This window comes from Streptomyces sp. NPDC093586 (genome assembly GCF_044764905.1).
Lineage (GTDB): Bacteria > Actinomycetota > Actinomycetes > Streptomycetales > Streptomycetaceae > Streptomyces.
The window spans coordinates 1-20,698 of sequence record NZ_JBIWJA010000050.1; the positions used below are offsets into that span (position 1 = coordinate 1).

19 protein-coding genes are annotated in these 20,698 nt (G+C 72.4%); 12 read left to right on the forward strand and 7 right to left on the reverse strand.

The window, feature by feature from the left end; all coding sequences use genetic code 11:
• The first annotated feature begins 218 nt into the window (after positions 1–218).
• The gene (locus ACIRFH_RS32860) at positions 219–557 is read left to right on the forward strand and encodes a YnfA family protein (RefSeq protein ID WP_403528990.1); all 339 of its coding nucleotides are present in this window, start codon (positions 219–221) and stop codon (positions 555–557) included.
• Positions 558–600: 43 nt separating this feature from the next.
• Entirely contained in the window at positions 601–1,380 is a 780-nt protein-coding gene (locus ACIRFH_RS32865) for an SDR family NAD(P)-dependent oxidoreductase (RefSeq protein ID WP_403528993.1), read from the forward strand.
• A 21-nt stretch (positions 1,381–1,401) separates the two neighbouring features.
• Here the strand turns inward: ACIRFH_RS32865 and ACIRFH_RS32870 are convergent, their stop codons facing one another.
• Positions 1,402–2,595: an RtcB family protein gene (locus ACIRFH_RS32870; protein ID WP_403528995.1), complete on the reverse strand. Its 1,194-nt coding sequence runs from the start codon at positions 2,593–2,595 to the stop codon at positions 1,402–1,404.
• Between the two features lie 205 nt (positions 2,596–2,800).
• On the opposite strand from ACIRFH_RS32870, the gene ACIRFH_RS32875 reads away from it, so the two are divergent.
• From ACIRFH_RS32875 to ACIRFH_RS32890, 4 genes are all read left to right on the forward strand, one after another.
• Positions 2,801–3,688 (forward strand): DUF3558 domain-containing protein, encoded by an 888-nt coding sequence (locus ACIRFH_RS32875; protein ID WP_403528998.1) that lies wholly within the window; start codon positions 2,801–2,803, stop codon positions 3,686–3,688.
• A gap of 117 nt (positions 3,689–3,805) precedes the next feature.
• On the forward strand, positions 3,806–4,723 hold the full coding sequence (locus ACIRFH_RS32880) for a DUF3558 family protein (protein WP_403529000.1): 918 nt from the start codon (positions 3,806–3,808) through the stop codon (positions 4,721–4,723).
• Between the two features lie 91 nt (positions 4,724–4,814).
• Positions 4,815–6,101, forward strand: a complete 1,287-nt coding sequence (locus ACIRFH_RS32885; protein ID WP_403529003.1) for a DUF2637 domain-containing protein — start codon at positions 4,815–4,817, stop codon at positions 6,099–6,101.
• A 71-nt stretch (positions 6,102–6,172) separates the two neighbouring features.
• Positions 6,173–6,538, forward strand: a complete 366-nt coding sequence (locus ACIRFH_RS32890) for a hypothetical protein (protein WP_403529006.1) — start codon at positions 6,173–6,175, stop codon at positions 6,536–6,538.
• Positions 6,539–6,629: 91 nt separating this feature from the next.
• On the opposite strand, the gene lysS is transcribed toward ACIRFH_RS32890, so the two are convergent.
• Entirely contained in the window at positions 6,630–8,372 is a 1,743-nt protein-coding gene (lysS, locus tag ACIRFH_RS32895) for a lysine--tRNA ligase (protein WP_403529009.1), read from the reverse strand.
• A gap of 171 nt (positions 8,373–8,543) precedes the next feature.
• On the opposite strand from lysS, the gene argS reads away from it, so the two are divergent.
• On the forward strand, positions 8,544–10,301 hold the full coding sequence (gene argS, locus ACIRFH_RS32900; RefSeq protein WP_403529012.1) for an arginine--tRNA ligase: 1,758 nt from the start codon (positions 8,544–8,546) through the stop codon (positions 10,299–10,301).
• Positions 10,302–10,388: 87 nt separating this feature from the next.
• Here argS and ACIRFH_RS32905 read toward each other — a convergent pair whose 3' ends face one another.
• Positions 10,389–10,805 carry a peptidoglycan-binding protein gene (locus ACIRFH_RS32905; RefSeq protein ID WP_403529015.1) on the reverse strand — a complete coding sequence of 139 codons (417 nt, stop codon included), beginning with the start codon at positions 10,803–10,805 and terminating at the stop codon, positions 10,389–10,391.
• Between the two features lie 302 nt (positions 10,806–11,107).
• Between ACIRFH_RS32905 and ACIRFH_RS32910 the strand changes: the two genes are divergently transcribed.
• Together ACIRFH_RS32910 and ACIRFH_RS32915 are read left to right on the forward strand one after the other, a co-directional pair.
• Entirely contained in the window at positions 11,108–11,911 is an 804-nt protein-coding gene (locus tag ACIRFH_RS32910; RefSeq protein WP_403529018.1) for a peptidoglycan-binding protein, read from the forward strand.
• Positions 11,908–12,777, forward strand: coding sequence for a DUF2690 domain-containing protein (locus tag ACIRFH_RS32915; protein WP_403529021.1), 870 nt, complete (start codon positions 11,908–11,910; stop codon positions 12,775–12,777). The genes ACIRFH_RS32910 and ACIRFH_RS32915 overlap by 4 nt, the downstream gene beginning before the upstream one ends.
• On the opposite strand, the gene ACIRFH_RS32920 is transcribed toward ACIRFH_RS32915, so the two are convergent.
• The 3 genes from ACIRFH_RS32920 to ACIRFH_RS32930 all read right to left on the reverse strand — a co-directional run bounded on the left by ACIRFH_RS32920 (position 12,766) and on the right by ACIRFH_RS32930 (position 16,629).
• A complete protein-coding gene (locus tag ACIRFH_RS32920) occupies positions 12,766–13,611 on the reverse strand; it encodes an arylamine N-acetyltransferase (protein ID WP_403529024.1) in 846 nt (281 codons plus the stop codon). The genes ACIRFH_RS32915 and ACIRFH_RS32920 overlap by 12 nt on opposite strands.
• Before the next feature lie 126 nt (positions 13,612–13,737).
• Positions 13,738–14,952 (reverse strand): PLP-dependent aminotransferase family protein, encoded by a 1,215-nt coding sequence (locus ACIRFH_RS32925; protein ID WP_403529027.1) that lies wholly within the window; start codon positions 14,950–14,952, stop codon positions 13,738–13,740.
• A 66-nt stretch (positions 14,953–15,018) separates the two neighbouring features.
• On the reverse strand, positions 15,019–16,629 hold the full coding sequence (locus ACIRFH_RS32930) for a helix-turn-helix domain-containing protein (protein ID WP_403529030.1): 1,611 nt from the start codon (positions 16,627–16,629) through the stop codon (positions 15,019–15,021).
• A gap of 210 nt (positions 16,630–16,839) precedes the next feature.
• On the opposite strand from ACIRFH_RS32930, the gene ACIRFH_RS32935 reads away from it, so the two are divergent.
• The gene (locus ACIRFH_RS32935) at positions 16,840–17,592 is read left to right on the forward strand and encodes a DUF4232 domain-containing protein (RefSeq protein ID WP_403529033.1); all 753 of its coding nucleotides are present in this window, start codon (positions 16,840–16,842) and stop codon (positions 17,590–17,592) included.
• Positions 17,593–17,635: 43 nt separating this feature from the next.
• Here ACIRFH_RS32935 and hemB read toward each other — a convergent pair whose 3' ends face one another.
• Positions 17,636–18,628, reverse strand: a complete 993-nt coding sequence (hemB, locus tag ACIRFH_RS32940) for a porphobilinogen synthase (RefSeq protein ID WP_403529036.1) — start codon at positions 18,626–18,628, stop codon at positions 17,636–17,638.
• 374 nt (positions 18,629–19,002) lie between these two features.
• Here hemB and ACIRFH_RS32945 point away from each other — a divergent pair, with 374 nt between their 5' ends.
• The gene (locus ACIRFH_RS32945) at positions 19,003–19,413 is read left to right on the forward strand and encodes a RidA family protein (RefSeq protein WP_403529039.1); all 411 of its coding nucleotides are present in this window, start codon (positions 19,003–19,005) and stop codon (positions 19,411–19,413) included.
• Between the two features lie 321 nt (positions 19,414–19,734).
• Entirely contained in the window at positions 19,735–20,694 is a 960-nt protein-coding gene (locus ACIRFH_RS32950) for a D-2-hydroxyacid dehydrogenase family protein (RefSeq protein WP_403529042.1), read from the forward strand.
• The last annotated feature ends 4 nt before the right edge of the window (positions 20,695–20,698 follow it).

Genomic DNA, 20,698 nt, shown 5'->3' on the forward strand with positions numbered 1-20,698 from the left:
ATGGCGACCATGGCCTTGATGCGCTCACGCTCGGTCGGCGTCCGGCCCGTGGTCGGGTCCGGGGTGACGTCGCCGACGGTGAAGATGCCGAACTGCATGGTCGCTCAACCTCCAAGTTGTTGACGCTTCAACTATACCGGTCGAACGACCTGCCCCCGGCCGTTATTCCACCCCCCTCTCCCGCCCGGCCCCCGCGCCCGCCGTGCGAAGCTGCCCGCATGCTCGTCCTGCGCTCCGCCGCCCTGTTCGCCGTCGCCGCCCTGTTCGAGATCGGCGGCGCCTGGCTGGTCTGGCAGGGAGTGCGCGAACAGCGCGGCTGGCTCTGGGCCACCGGCGGCGTCCTCGCCCTCGGCGCCTACGGCTTCGTCGCCACCTTCCAGCCCGACGCCCACTTCGGCCGCATCCTCGCCGCGTACGGCGGCATCTTCGTCGCCGGCTCGATCCTGTGGGGCATGGTCGCCGACGGCTACCGCCCCGACCGCTGGGACGTGGCGGGCGCGCTGGTCTGCCTGGCCGGGATGGCCCTGATCATGTGGGCGCCGCGCGACGGCGGCTGACTACCCTGGGCGGCGACCGGTCGTACGAACCAAGGAGCAGCCCATGGCCACCGCAGCCGCCCCGTCCGCCGCCTCCCGCATCGCCGTCGTCACCGGTGCGAGCAGCGGCATCGGCGCCGCCACGGCCCGGCAGCTCGCCGCCGCCGGCTACCGCGTCGTCCTCACCGCCCGCCGCAAGGACCGCATCGAGGCGCTGGCGGAGGAGATCCAGGCCGCCGGCCACAAGGCGACGGCCTACCCCCTGGACGTCACCGACCGCGCGGCGGTCGACGAGTTCGCGACGGCGTTCAAGGCGGTCGGCGTCCTCGTCAACAACGCGGGCGGCGCGCTCGGCGCCGACCCGGTGGCCACCGGCGACCCCGACGACTGGCGCCGCATGTACGAGACGAACGTCATCGGCACCCTCAACCTCACCCAGGCCCTGCTGCCCAAGCTGGAGGCGAGCGGCGACGGCACGGTCGTGGTCGTCTCCTCGACCGCGGGCTTCGCCACCTACGAGGGCGGCGCGGGCTACGTCGCCGCCAAGCACGCCGAGCACGTCCTCGCCGAGACCCTCCGCCTGGAGATCGTCGGCCGCCCGGTCCGCGTCGTCGAGATCGCGCCCGGCATGGTCAAGACCGACGAGTTCGCCCTGACCCGCTTCGGCGGCGACACGGAGAAGGCGGCCAAGGTCTACCAGGGCGTCGCCGAGCCCCTGACCGCCGACGACGTCGCCGACACCATCATGTGGGCGGTCACCCGCCCCGCCCACGTCAACATCGACCTCCTGGTCGTCCGCCCCCGCGCCCAGGCGTCGAACACGAAGGTCCACCGCGAGGGCTGACGCCGGGCGGGGACCCGGGCGTCAGCCCTTCACGCAGACGACCTGCTTCAGCTTCGCCACGACCTCCACCAGGTCGCGCTGCTGGTCGATGACCTGCTCGATCGGCTTGTAGGCGCCCGGGATCTCGTCCACGACCCCGGAGTCCTTACGGCATTCCACGCCCCGCGTCTGCTCCTCCAGGTCCTTCGTGGAGAAGCGCCGCTTGGCCGCGTTCCGGCTCATGCGCCGGCCCGCGCCGTGGGAGGCGGAGTTGAAGGACTTGTCGTTGCCGAGGCCCTTCACGATGTACGAACCCGTGCCCATGGAGCCCGGGATGATCCCGTAGTCCCCGGACCCCGCACGGATCGCGCCCTTGCGGGTCACCAGCAGGTCCATGCCCTCGTAACGCTCCTCCGCCACGTAGTTGTGGTGGCAGGAGATCTCCTGCTCGAAGGTCGGCTTCGCCTTCTTGAACTCCTTGCGGATCACATCCTTGAAGAGCGCCATCATGAGGGTGCGGTTGTACTTCGCGTACTCCTGCGCCCAGAACAGGTCGTTGCGGTACGCCGCCATCTGCGGGGTGTCCGCGACGAACACCGCGAGGTCGCGGTCGACCAGGCCCTGGTTGTGCGGAAGACTCTGGGCGACGCCGATGTGGTGCTCGGCCAGCTCCTTGCCGATGTTGCGGGAACCGGAGTGGAGCATGAGCCAAACCGAATCGGACATATCTACGCACAGCTCAACAAAGTGGTTCCCGGCTCCCAGCGTACCCATCTGCTTGGCCGCCCGTCCCCGCCGGAACTTGACCGCCTCCGCCACCCCGTCGAACCGCCCCCAGAAGTCGTCCCACCCCGCCGTCGCCAGCCCGTGGAAGCGGCCCGGGTCGACGGGATCGTCGTGCATCCCGCGGCCCACCGGAATCGCCTGCTCGATCTTCGACCGCAGCCGCGACAGGTCGCCCGGGAGGTCGTTCGCCGTCAGGGACGTCCTCACCGCCGACATCCCGCAGCCGATGTCCACCCCCACCGCCGCCGGGCACACCGCGCCCCGCATCGCGATCACGGACCCGACCGTCGCCCCCTTGCCGTAGTGCACGTCCGGCATGACCGCCAGGCCCTTGATCCACGGCAGCGTCGCGACGTTGCGCAGCTGCTGCAGCGCGACGTCCTCGACCGTCGCCGGGTCGGTCCACATACGGATCGGCACCTTCGCGCCCGGCATCTCCACGTACGACATGTCGTCCTCATTCCCCCGGAAAACAAACAAAAGCCTCGAAGCACACAACCCGGCACCAAGGGCAGCCAAAGAGACGGCCGACCGGCGTTCACGGCGGCGCGTGCGATACACATTGTCTGCAGGGGCCGCCCCCGCGCGGCAAGCGAATAACCAGCGGGGACACTGGAGTCCCGACCACAGCCACACCGGCGAGAGGAGCCGCACCGTGCAGCGGAAGGCCTACGTACCCGGCGTCGCCGCCCTGCTGGCGGCGCTGCTGGCCGGCTGCACCGGCGGTTCGGAGGGTGGCGCCACAACGGACCACTCCCAACCCGGCCGGCCCGGTGTCGCCACCGAGGTGGCCCGGCCCGGCAAGTACCGCACGCTCCCCCAGCCGTGCCGCGTGGTCGGCCACAAGACGCTCGACTCGCTGCTGCCCGGTATCCGGGAGATCGCGGACGAGCGGCAGCGCGAGAAGGCGTACGCGGGTGAGCCGACGCTCACGTACGACACCGACCGCAAGGTCGGCTGCCGTTGGAAGGTCGAGTCGGCGGACGCCACCGACCATCTCTTCGTCGACTTCGAGCGGGTCGTGTCGTACGACGGCTCCGTGAGCGACGACAACGAGGCCGAGCAGCTCTTCGCCCGGCGGGTGGAGGCGGCCGACCTGCCCGAGCCGGTCGCCTCGGAGTCGGCCTCGGGGTCCGCGTCCGCCTCCGGCTCCCCGTCGGGCACCCCGTCGCCCGGCGCGTCGTCCACCGGTCCGAGCGCCCCGCCCTCCGCGTCGGCCTCGGGGTCCGCGTCGGCCTCGGGATCCGTGTCGCCCGCCTCGCCCTCGTCGAGTCCGTCCGCCTCCGACGGGCCGTCCACCGACCTCCAGCCGCGTCTCCTGGACGACCTGGGCGACGAGGCGTTCCTGGACGACGAGCTGAACAGCTCCGGTTCGACGGCGGAACGACGCACGGTGACTGTGGCGTTCCGCACGTCGAACGTGATGGTGACCATCGAGTACGCGGAGCAGTCGGCGACGGTCGGGGTCGTGCCCGACAGCGAGGAAATGCAGGACAGGGCGCGGAAACTCGCCTCCCAGCTGGCGGATTCGCTGGGTGGCTGAGCCCGGCCCGGGCACCGCGCGGTCCGTCCGTGCGGTGCGGAGGGCCGGACAGCTCGCGGCGCCCACCGCGTACCGTGACCCCTCGGACCCGATCCGAACGCAGGAACCACAAGTGTCATGAGTGAAGGAACCATGCAGCGACGAGCCCAGCATGACCAGCGAGCGAAGCGACTCACCCGCGTTCTTGTCTGCGCGGCCGCCGTACCCGTGATGCTGGTGGCAGCCGGCTGCTCCTCGGACTCCGGCTCCGGCGACGGCAAGGACGAGGGCAAGGCCACGGAGAGCGCGGCCGCGTCGAAGTCCGCGAGCCCGTCCCCGACGGTGCGGGCGGCGGCGTACGGGAAACTGCCCGAGCCGTGCTCGGTGTTCTCGAAGAAGACGCTGGAAGAGCTGGTGCCGAAGGCCGGTTCCGGCAAGGAGGGCACGTCGAGCGACACGTCGACGCGCGGCAGTTGCTCCTGGGACAGCCTCAACGACAACGGGGTGAAGGGCTCGCAGTACCGCTGGCTGAGCGTGTCGCTGCTGCGCTTCGAGTCGGACGTGACGCGCGGCGCGGGCGACAAGCTGGCGCGCGACCAGTACCTGAAGCAGCTTCAGGACGCGCAGACCTTCGAGGGCGCGCAGGGTGTGAAGACGACGCCGGTGAGCGGTACGGGCGACGAGGCCGCGGTCGTGCGCTACGACCTGAAGAAGAAGGAAGGCGCCTTCAAGCAGCAGACGGTCGTGGCGCGCGTCGAGAACGTCGTCGTCACCGTCGACTACAACGGTGCGGGCCTGGCCGGTGACAAGACGCCGGACGCCGACGACCTGACGAAGTCCGCCGAGAAGGCGGCCAAGGAGGCGGTGGCCGCGGTGGCGAAGGCCAACGGCGCGGGCGGCGCGCCGAGCGGCTCCCCGTCGGCGTCGGAGGAGGCGTCGGAGGCACCGTCGAAGGGAGCCTCCGGCGGTTCCGCGGAGGACACCTCCGACGGTGACGCGGAGGACGCCCCGGGCGGTGCCTCGAAGCGCCCGTCGAAGAGCGCGACGAAGTCCTAGTGCTCCGGGGGAACCCGACCGGCCGCCCGGCCACCCGCACACATGTGCCACTCTGTTGCGCGCACCAACAGGCACTGGGAGGGGAGTACGGGTGGCCGCGCCACTTCAGCTGACACGGACGCATCGCGTGCTGATCGGCATGGTCGTCTTCGGTGCCGTCGTCATCGCCGGGATCGGTTTCGCCGGTTCGTACGCGGCGGTCCGCGAGCTGGCCCTCAAGAAGGGCTTCGGCGACTTCAGCTACGTGTTCCCGATCGGCATCGACGCGGGCATCTGCGTGCTGCTCGCCCTGGACCTGCTGCTGACCTGGATCCGCATCCCGTTCCCGCTGCTGCGTCAGACGGCGTGGCTGCTGACGGCGGCGACGATCGCGTTCAACGGCGCGGCGGCCTGGCCGGACCCGCTGGGTGTGGGCATGCACGCGGTGATCCCGGTCCTGTTCGTGGTGTCCGTCGAGGCGGCGCGGCACGCGGTCGGCCGGATCGCCGACATCACGGCCGACAAGCACATGGAGGGCGTCCGCCTCACCCGCTGGCTGCTCTCCCCGCTGCCCACCTTCCTCCTGTGGCGCCGGATGAAGCTGTGGGAGCTGCGCTCCTACGACCAGGTGATCAAGCTGGAGCAGGAACGTCTCGTCTACCAGGCCCGGCTGCGTTCCCGCTTCGGCCGCGCCTGGCGCCGCAAGGCCCCGGTGGAGTCCCTGATGCCGCTGCGTCTGGCCCGTTACGGCGTCCCCCTCGCACAGACGGCCCCGGCGGGCCTGGCGGCGGCGGGCATCGAGCCGTCGCTGCTGCCGCCCGCGCCGCAGCCGCAGCCGCAGGCCGAGGCGCCGTCCCCCACGGCGGCCCCCGCGGCGGAGAAGCGCCCCGAGCTGGTCCCCGGCGGGCAGGCGGCCCGGCCGGCGCGCGAGCCGGAGGCGGTGCCCGGGCCCGACGACGACCAGAGCCCCTGGTTCAACACGCCCCGCCAGGTCGAGTACCAGGGCGGCTACGACCCGACGTACGACCCGGCCGAGCAGTACGCCCAGTGGTACGAGGAGCAGCAGCAGGCCGACGAGTACCGGGACCAGTACGAGGAGGAGCCGCCCGCCGAGGAGCCCTCCCCGGAGGAGACCGGCGGCTTCCCCGTCCCGGTCGCCCCGGGCCGCGCGCGCGAACTGGGCGAGGGGGCCGGTGTCCCGGTCGCGGAGCCGGACGAGGACGCGTACTACCAGGTCTTCAAGCGGTCGATCGACGACAGTTTCCCGACGCCGCGGGAGTTCGGCGAGAACATCGAGGCGACGTACGGCATATCCCTCCCGGACGCGGAGGCCAAGCGCCTGGTCGTCCACTTCTCCAGCCGCTTCAACGCGGAGCTGGAGGAGAACCACATCGCCTGACGGGCACCGCCGGTCGCCGCCGAGGCGGCCGGTGACCGGCCTGGGCAGAGAGGCACCGCATGCTCGATTCCGTGCCCGTCGCTTGGCTGTTGCCGGCGGCCGCCACAGCCCTGTCGAGCTGCCTGCTGGGCAGCTGGATCCCCTTCCGGAAGTTCCGTATCGCCTACCCGGTCGTCATGGTCACCTGCGGCGTGTTCATGATCGTCGTCTGCCGGCTCAACGGCTTCGGCCTGAGCGAGGCGCTCGTCATGTACTCGTGCGCCCACATCGCTCTGCTCCTGGGGCTGTTCCCCCAGCGGAAGATGTTCAAGGACATCCTCGAGCGGTGGCGCAGGGGCGAGGCGACCGACCACATCCGGCCCCCGCGCCGGCATCTCGCCTTCTTCGCCGTCTGTGTGGTCGGCGTTCTCTTCGCGGGCTTCGCACTGACCCGCTGAGCACCCGAGGAACCGCGTAGCGGACCGCGCGGAGAGCGATGTGAGAAGGGGCGCCCGGCCGGGCGCCCCTTCTCTCGTCGTGCCGGGCCGCCTACTCCCCGAGCAGGGTCCGTACCCGGTCCTGGCCGACCGCCAGCAGCAGCGTGGGCAGGCGCGGGCCGGTGTCGCGGCCGACGAGCAGGTGGTACAGCAGCGCGAAGAAGGTCCGCTGGGCGGTCTTGATCTCCGGCGGCAGTTCCTTCGGCGTGGCGTCGGCGGAGAACCCGGCCTGGACCTTGGGCACGCCGTAGACGAGGTGGGTGAGTCCGTCCAGCGACCAGTGGTCGGCGAGTCCGTCGAGCAGCAGCCGCAGCGAGGCCCGGGACGGCTCGTCGAGGGACTTGAGCAGCTCGGCGTCGGGCTCGGCGCGGACGATGGTGCGCTGGTCGGCGGGGACGTGGGTGTTGATCCACGCCTCGGCCTTGTCGTAGCGCGGCCGGGCCTCGTCCAGCGAGCCCAGCGGGTTGGCCGGGTCGAGTTCGCTGAGGATGCGCAGCGCCTGGTCCTCGTGGCCGGCGGTGATGTCGGCGACGGAGGCGAGCGTGCGGTACGGCAGCGGCCTGGGCGTCCGCGGCAGGTCACCGGCTGCCGTGCGCACGGCGCGCGCGTGGGCGGCGACGTCGGCGGGCAGCGCGGTGCCGTCGGCGACCTTGGCGTCCAGGCGGTCCCACTCGTCGTAGAGCCGCTGGATCTCCTGATCGAAGGCGATCTTGAAGGACTGGTTCGGCTTGCGGCGGGCGTACAGCCAGCGCAGCAGCTGGGGCTCCATGATCCGCAGCGCGTCGCCCGGGGTGGGCACGCCGCCCTTGGACGAGGACATCTTCGCCATGCCGCTGATGCCGACGAAGGCGTACATCGGGCCGATGGGCTGCTTGCCGCCGAAGATGCCGACGATCTGCCCGCCGACCTGGAACGACGATCCGGGGGACGAGTGGTCGACACCGCTCGGCTCGAAGATCACGCCCTCGTACGCCCAGCGCATCGGCCAGTCGACCTTCCAGACCAGCTTGCCGCGGTTGAACTCGCTCAGGCGCACCGTCTCGGAGAAGCCGCACGCGGTGCAGGCGTACGTCAGCTCGGTCGAGTCGTCGTCGTACGCGGTGACCGTGGTCAGGTCCTTCTCGCAGTTGCCGCAGTACGGCTTGTACGGGAAGTACCCGGCGGAGCCGGAGCTGCCGTCGTCCTCGGCGGCGGCGCCGGAGCCCTCGGCGGCCTCCAGCTCGGCCTCGTCGACCGGCTTCTGCTGCTGCTTCTTCGCCGGGGTCTTCTTGGTCCGGTACTGGTCGAGGATCGCGTCGATGTCCTGGCGGTGCCGCATGGCGTGCAGGATCTGCTCGCGGTAGACGCCGGAGGTGTACTGCTCGGTCTGGCTGATCCCGTCGAACTCCACGCCCAGCTCGGCGAGCGAGGCGATCATCGCGGCCTTGAAGTGCTCCGCCCAGTTCGGGTGGGAGGAGCCCTGCGGGGCCGGGACGGAGGTCAGCGGCTTGCCGATGTGCTCGGCCCAGGTCTCGTCGACGCCGGGGACGCCCGCCGGCACCTTGCGGTAGCGGTCGTAGTCGTCCCAGGAGATCAGGTGCCGGACCTGGTGGCCGCGGCGGCGGATCTCGTCGGCGACGAGGTGCGGGGTCATGACCTCGCGCAGGTTGCCGAGGTGGATGGGGCCGGACGGGGACAGCCCGGACGCGACGACGACCGGTTTGCCCGGGGCACGACGCTCCGACTCGGCGATGACCTCGTCCGCGAAACGGGAGACCCAGTCGGTGGTCTCTGTGCTCTGAGCCACGATCGGCACGTCCTCTTTCCCTGGAGTTCCTGAAGTGCAGCCCGGGCGACCGGTACGGTCGCACGGCCGTCCGCTTCATTCTCCCAGCCCGGGCCGCATCCGCGAAAACCGCTTTTCACCGCGTGGGATACTCGGTTTCCGTAGTACTCCCGGAACCCGAGCAGAACGGCGAATCCCTCCATGGCCTCGGTCACGTCCCTCAGCGACTCCGTCCAGCAGCACCTCGCGTCCGCCCTGACGGCCACCCGGCCGGAGGCCGTCGGCGTCGACCCGCTGCTGCGACGAAGCGACCGGGCGGACTACCAGGCCAACGGCATCCTCGCCCTGGCCAAGAAGTCCAAGGCGAACCCGCGGGAGCTGGCGGCCGAGGTCGTCTCGCACATCACCACCGGCGACCTGATCGCGGACGTCGAGGTCTCCGGACCCGGCTTCCTGAACATCAGGATCGGCGACCGGGCCATCATCGGGAACCTCGCCGCGCGGTACGCGGACGGCGAGCGCCTCGGCGTGCCGCTGAAGGAGGACGCGGGCGTCACGGTCGTCGACTACGCCCAGCCGAACGTGGCGAAGGAGATGCACGTCGGTCACCTGCGGTCGGCGGTCATCGGCGACGCCCTGCGCGGCATGCTCGACTTCACGGGCGAGAAGACGATCGGCCGGCACCACATCGGCGACTGGGGCACCCAGTTCGGCATGCTCATCCAGTACCTGTTCGAGCACCCCGGCGAGCTGGCCCCGGCCGAGGACGTCGACGGCGAGCAGGCCATGTCGAACCTGAACCGGGTGTACAAGGCGTCGCGCGCGCTCTTCGACTCGGACGAGGAGTTCAAGGAGCGGGCCCGCAGGCGGGTCGTCGCCCTCCAGTCCGGCGACAAGGAGACGCTCGAACTGTGGCAGCAGTTCGTGGACGAGTCGAAGGTCTACTTCTACTCCGTCTTCGAGAAGCTCGACATGGAGATCCGCGACGAGGAGATCGTCGGCGAGTCCGCGTACAACGAGGGCATGCCCGAGACCGCCCGCCTCCTGGAGGAGATGGGTGTCGCGGTGCGCTCCGAGGGCGCGCTCGTGGTGTTCTTCGACGACATCCGCGGCAAGGACGACCAGCCGGTCCCGCTGATCGTGCAGAAGGCCGACGGCGGCTTCGGCTACGCGGCCTCCGACCTGACCGCGATCCGCAACCGCGTCCAGGACCTGCACGCGACCACGCTGCTGTACGTCGTCGACGTACGCCAGTCGCTGCACTTCAAGATGGTCTTCGAGGCGGCCCGCCGGGCCGGCTGGCTGAACGACGACGTCACCGCGCACAACATGGGCTACGGCACGGTGCTCGGCGCGGACGGCAAGCCCTTCAAGACGCGTGCGGGCGAGACCGTGCGGCTGGAGGACCTGCTGGACGAGGCGGTGCAGCGGGCGGCGGAGGTCGTCCGGGAGAAGGCGCGGGACCTCACCGAGGAGGAGATCCAGGAGCGGGCCGCGCAGGTCGGCATCGGGGCCGTCAAGTACGCGGACCTGTCGACGTCGCCGAACCGCGACTACAAGTTCGACCTGGACCAGATGGTCTCGCTCAACGGCGACACGTCCGTCTACCTCCAGTACGCCTACGCCCGGATCCAGTCGATCCTGCGCAAGGCCGGCGAGGTCCGCCCCGCCGCTCACCCGGAGCTGGGCCTGCACGACGCGGAGCGGGCGCTGGGCCTGCACCTGGACGCGTTCGGGGACACGGTCTTCGAGGCGGCCGCGGAGTACGCCCCGCACAAGCTGACGGCGTACCTGTACCAGCTGGCGTCCCTGTACACGTCCTTCTACGACAAGTGTCCGGTCCTGAAGGCCGAGACGCCCGAGCAGGTGGAGAACCGCCTGTTCCTGTGCGACGTCACGGCCCGCACGCTGCACCGGGGCATGGCCCTGCTGGGCATCAGGACGCCCGAGCGGCTCTGAGCGACCGCGCGTTCGAGCGCGGCACGCGGCCCGTCCTCTCCCCCGGGGGAGGACGGGCCGCGGTGTGTCCGGAAGCCGGCCGACGGCCTACCAGTACATGCGCAGGTACGGCCAGGACTTCGGGCCGGGCAGACCGTCCACGTCGAGGACCTTGCGCCCGTAGACCTTGTTGACGTCGCCCTGGAACTTCCGCATCGCGGCCTTGGAGTTGGTCCCGAAGACGCCGTCCACCGTGCCGGTCGGGTAACCCATGGCCTTGAGGATGCACTGGGCCTCGATGCCCGCATTGGTGACCTTGGTGGACGACGGGACGGTCGTGTTGCCGCTGTAGTAGCCGGCCCGCTTCTGTCCGTTGACGTTCTTGATGTTGCAGGAGTAGGCCTGCGCGGAGACTGCCGCGTCGGTGGCCTGCTCGGCGGCCACGGCCGTGGCCGGGACGGCGAGGACGGTGCCGAGGGCCGCCGTGGCCACCATCAGCGAGAGGCGCTTGCGTGTCGCGGTCATGGGCATGTGGTTCTTCCCTTCCGGTGGGCTGGTCCGACCACTGCGGCCGGTTCGTCAACGACGATGCCGGGACCACCCCGAAGACCACCACGGTCACCGCAAAAGTGACGCGCACACGGGACGTCCCACGCGCTGACCTGCGGGGACACCATCCGTGAAGTCGGCACGGCGGGACGGTCCGGTGGCCGATTCCCAGCGGGTGCGGGAACCGCGGTCCGGTGCGCACCGTGGTGGGTGATGCACACTACGTCCCGAGAAACGGGGTTCTCGACCAAGGGCCCCGCGGACGCGAGTGGGGGAACATGTCGCGTTGGAAGGAACTGCCCGCCGAACTTGATCCGCGCGTCCACCGGTTGGTGGTGCGATTACGGCACCTGAAGGACCACGCCGGCCTGAGCACACGGCAACTGGCCGCGAAGACGGGGTACAGCGCGAAGTCGTGGGAGCGGTACCTCAACGGCCGGTCGCTGCCGCCGCGGGAGGCCGTCGAGACGATGGCCCGGATCACCGGTGCCGAGCCGGCCCGGCTGCTGGCGCTGCACGAGGTCGCCGCCGAGTGCTGGGCGCGCACGCGCGGTGCCGTGCCCGCCGAGCCGGAGACCACGGGGGCCGAGGCCGCGCCCAGCGGCGAGGAGACCCGGCGGCGTCCGACGCGCGTCGCCGTCGTGACGGGTGTGGTCGCCCTGGTGCTGGCCGTCTCCGCGAGCGTTCTGCTGGCCGTGCGGTTCACCGGCACCTCCGGTTCCGGTGACGGCGACCACGGCCGCAGTACCGCGACGACGGCCATGCCCGCCCCGGCCACCGCTGCGGCATCCCGCTCGCCGGTCACCTACACCTGCCGGATGAAGCGGGTCGACGGCCGCTGGTACGCGGGCAACAGCCGGACACAGGACGCCATCCTGGCGGACGGCCACGCCGGTCCGGAGGTGGCCGAGGCGCAGTGCCTGCTGCGCCGGGCGGGCATCTCACCGGGTGAGGTCGACGGGATCTACGGCCCGCTGACGCAGCGCGCGGTCAAGCGCATCCAGAAGCGGGACGGGCTGGTCGAGGACGGCATCATCGGCCCGCACACCTGGAAGGCCCTGCGGGAAGCGGCGCCGACGTGACGCCGGAAGGGACCCGGCTGACCACGGCGCTGCGGGAGCTGCGGACGCGCACGGGGCTGAGCCTGGCGGGGCTGGCGGAGCGCACGGCGTACAGCAAGTCGTCCTGGGAGCGCTACCTCAACGGCAAGGCCATGCCGCCGCGCCAGGCCGTGCGGGACCTGTGTCGGCTCGCCCGGGAGCCGGACGGGCGGCTGCTGGCGCTGTGGGAGATCGCGGAGTCGGAGTGGAGCGGACGCGCGGCCCGGCCCGCCCCCGCGTCTGCCGGGCCTGGGCCGTCGCGGTCCCCTCGGCCCCCGCGGCCTGAGGACGCGGCGCAGCCGGCCGGGGACGCGCGGTCGTCCGCCGGCAGGGGAAGACTGGCGGCGGTGGTCGTGTCGGTGTGCGCCCTCACCGTGGGCGGCGTCGCCTCGGCGCTCCTCCTGCTGCCGCACCGGCAGGGCGAGCCGGGACCGCCGACGTCCGCGCCGTCCGCCCCCGGTCCCCGCTGCCGCGGCGACGCCTGTGAGGGCCAGGACCCGATGCACATGTTCTGCGGAGCCGGCCCGGACACCCTCGCCACGCACCGCACCGCGACCGGCGCCCGCATGGAGCTGCGCTACAGCGACCGGTGCCGCGCCAGTTGGGCCCGGATGTGGGGTACGCACATCGGCGACCGGCTGGAGATGACGGCGGACGGTCCGACCCGCCGCGCAAAGGTCGCGGACGAGGTCGACGCGGAGTCCTACGTCTACACCGTCATGACCGCGACCCGCCCCGGAGCCGTCGTGCGGGCCTGCTTCCGGCCGGCGGCGGCCGACGGGGAACGGGAGTGCGTCGACGCGCGTGTGCGCCCGTCCGCCACGCCCCGGACGCCCTCACCCCGGTAGCGTCAGGTCCTCGGGCGCGTCGATGCCGAAGTCCTCCGCCAGCACCCGGCGGACCGCCGCCCCGTCCGTCACCTTGCGCTCGGTGACCGTGCCGTCGGCGCCGGTCGCGGTGAGGCGGTCGCCGTCGAGCAGCAGGTGCCCGTCCGCCGTGAGGCGCTGCACGTAGGGGCGGCGGGCGAAGGGCGACCGGGGGTTGGTGGCGATGTGCCAGTTGATGACCTCGTAGTCGGGCTGCTCGAACGGCTCCGGCGTGAAGGCGTACTGCGCCTGCCAGCCGGCCTCCGCGGACGCCCCGTGGGCCTGGAGCACCCACATCTCCAGCGGGCCCCGGTGCGGTACGTGCACCAGCCGGTGCCGGCGCCCGGCGTCGTGGAACTCGGTGTCCGCGGTCAGCGGCACCGGCTCCAGCAGTGACCCGACGGCGCCGAAACCGACGTCGGCCAGGTAGGGCAGCGGCTCGCCGGGGACCTCGGCCAGCAGGGCCATGTGGGTGCGGGGCCGGTCCTCGAACCGGTCGGCGCCGACGACGACCCGCGCGGTCAGCCGGGTCACCCGGAGGCCGAGCGCCTCCAGGGCGAGCGCGAAGAGGGTGTTGTGCTCGTAGCAGTACCCGCCGCGCCGCCGCCCGTGGACCAGCTTGGCCATCAGGTCGGCGGGGGCCAGGGAGGGGGCCCTGCCGCCCAGGGCGTCCAGGTTCTCGAACGGGATGGCCCTGAGATGGGCGAGGTGGACGCCCCGCAGGGTGGCCGCGTCGGGCCGTCGCTCCCCCTCCCAGCCGATCCGCCCGAGGTAGGCGTCGAGGTCGAACGGTGTGGTCGGTGCGCTGTCAGCCATACGACCACCCTAGGGACGCACCACCCGCCCCGTCCGCCGACCGCGGCCGGATCCGGGCCCGCCTTCCGGCCTGGGCCGGAAGACCTGGGCCGGAAGACCTGGGCCGGAAGGGCTAGGCCGGAAGGGCTAGGCCCCCAGCGCCTTCCCCAGCCTCCGCAGCCCCTCCGCGATCTCGTCCGGCGTCTGGGTGACGAAGCACAGCCGCATCGTGGCCCGGTCGGGCTCACCGGCGTGGAAGGGGGCGCCGGGGACGTACGCCACGTCGTGCCGGACCACCTCGGGCAGCAGGGCCGTGGTGTCGTACCCCTCCGGCAGCCGCGCCCACAGGAACATGCCGCCCTCGGGCCGGGTCCACACCGACCCCGCCGGGAGCGCGTCCGCCAGGCCCGTGAGCATGGCGTCCCGGCGTTCCCCGTAGGCGGCGGCGACGCGGGCGACGTGGGCGTCCAGGTCGCTGTCGGCCAGGTACCGGGCGGCGGCGAGCTGGTTGACGGTCGGGGTGTGCAGGTCGGCGGCCTGCTTGGCGACCGCGCAGGCCCGGCGCAGCTCGGCGGGCGCCCGCAGCCAGCCCAGGCGCAGGCCGGGGGCCATCACCTTGGAGAAGGAGCCCAGCAGCACGGTGCGGTCCCGGGCGCCCTCGTAGGAGGCGATCCACGGCACCCGTTCGCCCTCGAAGCGCAGCTCCCCGTACGGGTCGTCCTCGACGATCCACAGCCCGCACCGGCCGGCGACCTCGGCGACGGCGGCCCGGCGGGCGGCGGGCATGGTGCGGCCGGTCGGGTTCGAGAAGGTGGGCACGGTGTAGAGCAGCTTGGGCCGCTCGCGCACCACCAGCTCCTCCAGCGCCACGGGGTCCACCCCGTCCTCGTCACCGGGCACGGCGATCACCCGGGCGCCCGCGAACCCGAAGGTCTGGAGGGCGGCCAGGTAGCAGGGGCTCTCGACGAGGACCGTGTCGCCCGGCTCGATCAGGGCGGTGGCGAGCAGCGACAGTGCCTGCTGCGAGCCGGTGGTGACCAGGATGTCGTCGGCGTCGGTGGCCGGCCCGCGCGCCGAGATACGGGCGGCGAGCGCGGCCCGCAGGGCGGGCACGCCCTCGGTGGTGGAGTACTGGAGCGCCTGCGCGGGCTCCTCGGTGAGGACGGCCCGGTACGCGGCGGCGATGCCCTCCGCGTCGAACAGCGAGGGCGCCGGCAGCCCGCCCGCGAAGTTGATCACCTCGGGGCGGGCGGTGACGGCGAGGATGTCCCGTACCGGCGAACCGCCGATCGACCGGGTCCGCGCGGCGAGCGGCGGCAGGGGTGCGGTGGCGGTGGGGGCGGCGTCCTGGGTCACTGTCATGTCCGCAGCCTAGGGAAGTACGTGCCGTCTACAAGGAGCTTTCCGTGATGCGGACACGTGCACGGGTCAGTCCTCCTCGGCCGCCTCCTCCCAGGCGTTGCCGCCCAGGGGATACACGTAGGAGGAGTCGCCCTTCGACGCGCTGGTGCGGAACGGCTTGCCATGGTCGTCGACGCGCATGATGCCGTGCCGGTCGCCGCTCGACCACTCCAGTTCCAGGTACCAACTGACGTCGTGGCCGCTGGTGTGCGCCCTGACGTGGAACACCTCGGGGTCGGACTCGGTGACCTTGTACGGGAAGTCCCGCTGCCCCGCCACCGGCATCGCCAGCGGGGTGCCCAGGTCGAGCGCGACGTCGAAGGCCGCGGTGTCCACCCCGCCGCCACAGCCGTTGCCCATCACGTACTGGTTCCAGTCCAGCGCCGGCCCGCTGCTCACCACGCGGACGTGCAGGTCATTGAGGACCACGGTCTCCTCGCCGGTGCCCTGCACGGTGAGGACGACCGTCTGCCGGTCCGCGGAGACCGCGCCGTAGGCGGTGGCCCAGCCGACCGAGTCCTGCTGCGAGGGCGGGCGCAGCACGTTCTTCGGGCTGCGGTCGACCAGGAAGGCGTGGTCGCAGGGAACGTCCCAGTAGTACGGAGTGGTCGCCACGGTCAGCGCCGGGCCACTGGCGGGGGCGCGGCGGCTCGGCACGGCCGTGCTCTGGCGCGTCGCGGACGCCGAGGGGGACACAGAGGGGGGCAGGGAGGGGGACGTGGACGCCGAGGCGGAGGCGCTCGCGCTGGGCGACGCCGACCGGGTGGCGGTCCCGGACACCGACGCGGAGGGCGACACGGCGGCCTCGGCGACCCCGGCCGGACCGCGCCGCCCGTCGTCGCCGCCGTCGCCCGGCACGAGGTTCCCCACGAGGGCCACGGCCCCGGCGATGGCGACGACGCCGGTCGCGGCGTACAGGGCGGCACGCGGCACCCGACGCCGCGGCCGGGACGGGGCGGGCGGGCCGGGCGGGGTGGACGACGTGCCACGGGCGGGCGGTGCGAGCGATACTGACGGCGCGTCGGACGCGGACGGAGCAGACGACGCCGACGGCGCCCCCGGTGCGGCCGACGCGAGCGACGCGGCCGACGCCGACGGCCCGTCCGGCGCGGGCCGTGCCCCGGGTGCCGGGGAGGCCGACGAGGCCGGGGATCCGCTCTCCTCCGCGTCGCCGGCATCACCGGCGTTCTCGGCGGCCTTGGCCCCCTCGTCCGCTCCGGCGACCTCGGCGGCGGCCCCGGCGACGGCGACCTCTTGCGCCCCGGCCTCCCCCTCCCCAGCCCTCTCCTCCGCCTTCCCCGCAGCCTTCTCCCCAGCCTTCTCCTCCGCCTTCCCCGCAGCCTTCTCCTCCGCCTTCTCCTCCGCCTTCCCCGCAGCCTTCTCCTCCGCCTTCTTCACGCCGCGCAGCGCGTCCGCGCGGATCCAGCGGCGGTGGAGTTCGAGCAGTTCCTCGGGGGTCGCCCGGCACACCCGGGCCAGCCGCTCGACGGGCGCGAACTCGACGGGTACGACCTCCCCGCTGACATAGCGGTGCAGGGTGGACGCGCTCATGTGCAGCCGCTTGCCCAATGTCCCGAAGCTGAGCCCGGACCGCTCCTTGAGCTCCCGCAGCAGTTCCGCGAAGTCGTCCCCAGCCACCGTTTCTCCCTCTCCCCGCATCCCCGTACCGCATCCCAGAGGGATGTCGTTTCCCCAGGTCAGAGCCACTCTCGGCATCCCATTGTCCCGCATGACGCGCCACCGCTGGCGCACGGGACGACTCGGACCCCAAGCTGTGGTCATCCAAGCAGCCGCTCCCGGCGAACGGTCGAGCGGCTCACCCAACTTCCACCGGAACGGGGCCCAGCCATGTCCGCACGCACCACCCGCACCCGCCTGTTCGCCGCCACCACGGTCGCGCTGGCCGCACTCGCCCTGACGGCCTGTGAGGGCGGCTCGGACACGGGCGCCGAGAGCGCCCCGTCCTCCTCCGCGACGGCCACGGGCCAGACCCCTCCGTCCGCCGGCGCCACCGCCTCCACGGGCGGGGACAAGGCCACGTCCGGTACGACGGGCTCGGGCACGGGCTCCAGCGGGTCCACGGGCACCGGCGGCAAGGGCGGCTCCGGCGGCTCGGCCGGCTCCACCGGCGGCGGCAAGACCGGCACCGGCGCGCAGGACAGCGGCAAGGGCGGCGGCCAGGACGACACCCCCGTCCCCGGCAAGTGCTCCGCGTCCGACGTGAAGATCACCGCGCAGAAGGTGTCCCGCCCGCTCAACCACCTGCTGCTGACCGCCACCAACACCGGCTCGAAGACGTGCATGCTGCCGCCGTACCCGGCCGCCCGCTTCGGCGAGGCCCAGGCGGTGCCGACGGTCGCGGAGGCGAGCAAGCCCCAGGCGCTGACCGGGGTCGCGCCCGGCGAGTCCGGTTACGCCGGTGTCCTGCTGTCGGCGGGCGACGGCAGCGGCGAGAACGGCTACGAGACGAACACCCTCACGATCCCCTTCGAGGACGGCTCCGTCGCCACGGTCGCCCTGCCCGCCGGCGGCGTGCACGTCGACACCGCGCTGACGGTCACCTACTGGCAGACCGGCGTGGACCACGCCCTCGAATACTGAAGGGGTCCCCGTGCCTCCTGCGCGAGGGGCAGACCGAGGCCGCTCAGCGCAGCGTGCGCGCGACCTCGGTGGCCCAGTAGGTCAGGATGTTGCGCGCACCGGCCCGCTTGATGCCGGTGAGCGACTCCAGGATGGCCCGGTCGCGGTCGATCCAGCCCTTCTCGGCAGCGGCCTCGATCATCGCGTACTCGCCGGAGATCTGGTAGGCGGCGACGGGCACGTCCGCGGCCTCGGCGACCTTGGCCAGGATGTCGAGGTAGGGTCCGGCCGGCTTGACCATCACCATGTCGGCGCCCTCCTCCAGGTCGAGGGCCAGCTCCCGCATCGCGTCCCGGACGTTGGCGGCGTCCTGCTGGTAGGTCTTCCGGTCCCCCTGGAGCGAGGACCCGACGGCCTCCCGGAAGGGCCCGTAGAAGGCGGACGCGTACTTGACCGTGTAGGCGAGGATCGCGACGTCCTCCCGCCCGATCTGGTCGAGCGCGTCGCGGACGACCCCGATCTGCCCGTCCATCATCCCGCTGGGGCCCACCACATGGGCGCCCGCGTCGGCCTGGACCTGCGCCATCTCGGCGTATCGCTCCAGGGTGGCGTCGTTGTCGACCCGCCCCCGGTCGTCGAGCACGCCGCAGTGTCCGTGGTCGGTGAACTCGTCGAGGCACAGGTCGGACATGACGAGCAGGTCGTCCCCGACCTCGGCCCGCACGTCGCGCAGGGCGACCTGGAGGATCCCGTCCGGGTCGGTCCCGGCGGTGCCGAGGGCGTCCTTCTTGGCCTCCTCCGGCACGCCGAACAGCATGATCCCGGAGATCCCGGCCTCGACCGCCTCGGCGGCGGCCTTCTTCAGGCTGTCCCGGGTGTGCTGCACGACCCCGGGCATCGCCCCGATCGGCACCGGCTCGCTCGCGTCCTCCCGCACGAAGGCGGGCAGGATCAGGTCGGCGGGATGCAGCCGGGTCTCGGCGACCATCCGACGCATGACGGGGGTGGTCCGCAGCCGCCGCGGCCGGGTTCCGGGGAAGGATCCGTACGTCGTCATACCACCTACGCTACGCCCGCTCCCACCGTGCCTTTGCCGACGCGGAGTCGGCCCACGGGACGCTTGACCCCGATCGGACTCGGGCTTCCACGGTCTTCCGCGGTCGCCGCCATGGACTGCTCGCACGGCGACGCCGGACCGATCCGGCGGCCCGCCGGCCACTGACGCGGGCGGCCGGGCCCGGCACCACTGGGTCTGCCCTTCGGACCAGGCGACGGATGCCGCGGCCGGGGCTGTGGCGAGTCCTCGGAGCGTCCTTGGTTCCCGCGTTCAGGAATGGATCGCGGCCCACCGCGGCTGTCGCATGCGGGTCACGTCGGGTGGCGATCGCGGCACTCGGCTCCACTGGAGAAATTCGAAGGAGCGTCACCATCATGTCCGTTGTACAGCCCGCCGTCGAACGAGTGCCTGTTTCCGCGGAGCCCGACTGGTACGAGTCGGCCGGCATCTCGCTCGGCATCCGGGTCGGGAACCTGGTCTTCACGTCGGGACAGGCCCCGATCGACGCCCGAGGGGCCACGGTCGGCAAGGGGGACTTCGAGGCCCAGGCCCGTCAGGCACTCGCGAACCTGTCCACAGTGCTGACGAACGCGGGCTCCAGCCTCGCCGACACGGTCAAGGCGACGGTGTTCGTCACCGACATCACGCAGCAGGACGTCTTCGCCAGGCTGCGCGCGGAACACTTCCCGGACAAGCCGCACCTCGCGGAGTCGTTCGTCGAAGTCTCCTCACTCGCCGATCCCGAGTGGATGATCGAGATCGAGGCGATCGGTCTCGTTCGCTGAGGCAGGACGCCCCGGACAACCCCGTGGCCGCCGCCGCCCTTCGGCCGGACACGGGGCCGTCCCGGCATGTCCCGCCCGCGGCTTCGCCCGGTGGAGGCGGTGGCCGGGCCCGGGGCGGGAGTACCGGCGGGTGCCGGGGCCGAGGGGTGTCTGTCCCCCGTCCCCCGGCCCCGGCACCGGGGCGTCAGCGCCGGGTGCCGTTCCCGAGGAGACCGTGCGTCACCGAGGCCACCGCCGCCACCGAGCCCGGACACCCCCACCACACCGGAGGCGTCCGCCCACGCCTCGGTGGGGACACCGGCCACACGAGAAAGGACTGCCATGCGACTTCGCTGCGCCGTACTCGACGACTTCCAGGGCGTCGCCACCACCGTGGCCGACTGGAGCCCCGTCACCGACCGGGTGGAGGTCACCACCTTCACCGAGCACTTCACCGACGAGGACGAACTGGCCACCGCCCTCGCCGACTTCGACATCGTCGTGACCCTGCGCGAACGCGTCCCGTTCCCCGCCTCCCTCCTCGACCGGCTCCCCCGGCTGAAGCTGCTCGTCGCGTCCGGCATGCGCAACTCCGTCATCGACCACGCGGCCGCCGAACGGGGCGGCGTCACGGTCTGCGGCACGCAGAGCTCCCCCACCCCACCGGTGGAACTGACCTGGGCCCTCCTCCTCGGACTGGCCCGCGGCATCGTGCCGGAGAACGACGCCCTGCGCACGGGCGGCCCGTGGCAGTCGACGGTCGGCGCGGACCTGCACGGCCGCCGCCTCGGCCTGCTCGGACTCGGCAGGATCGGCAGCAGGGTGGCGCGGGTGGGCCTCGCCTTCGGCATGGAGGTCACGGCCTGGAGCCCGAACCTCACCGAGGAGCGCGCGGACGAGGCGGGCGTCGAACTGGCGCCCTCGAAGGAGGAACTGCTCCGCACCGGCGACTTCGTCTCGCTCCACCTGGTCCTGGGCGAGACCACCCGAGGCATCGTGGGCGCCCCCGAACTCGCCCTGATGAAGCCGACCGCCTACCTGATCAACACCTCGCGCTCGGCACTCGTCGACCAGGACGCCCTGCTCACCGCCCTGCACGAGGCCCGCATCGCGGGCGCGGCCGTCGACGTCTTCGACACCGAACCCCTGCCCGCCGACCACCCGATGCGCACGGCCCCCCGCCTCCTGGCCACCCCGCACCTCGGCTACGTCTCCCACCGCAACTACGCCACGTACTACGGCCAGGCGGTCGAGGACATCGAGGCCTACCTCACCGGCACCCCGATCCGCCGCCTCGGCTGAGCCC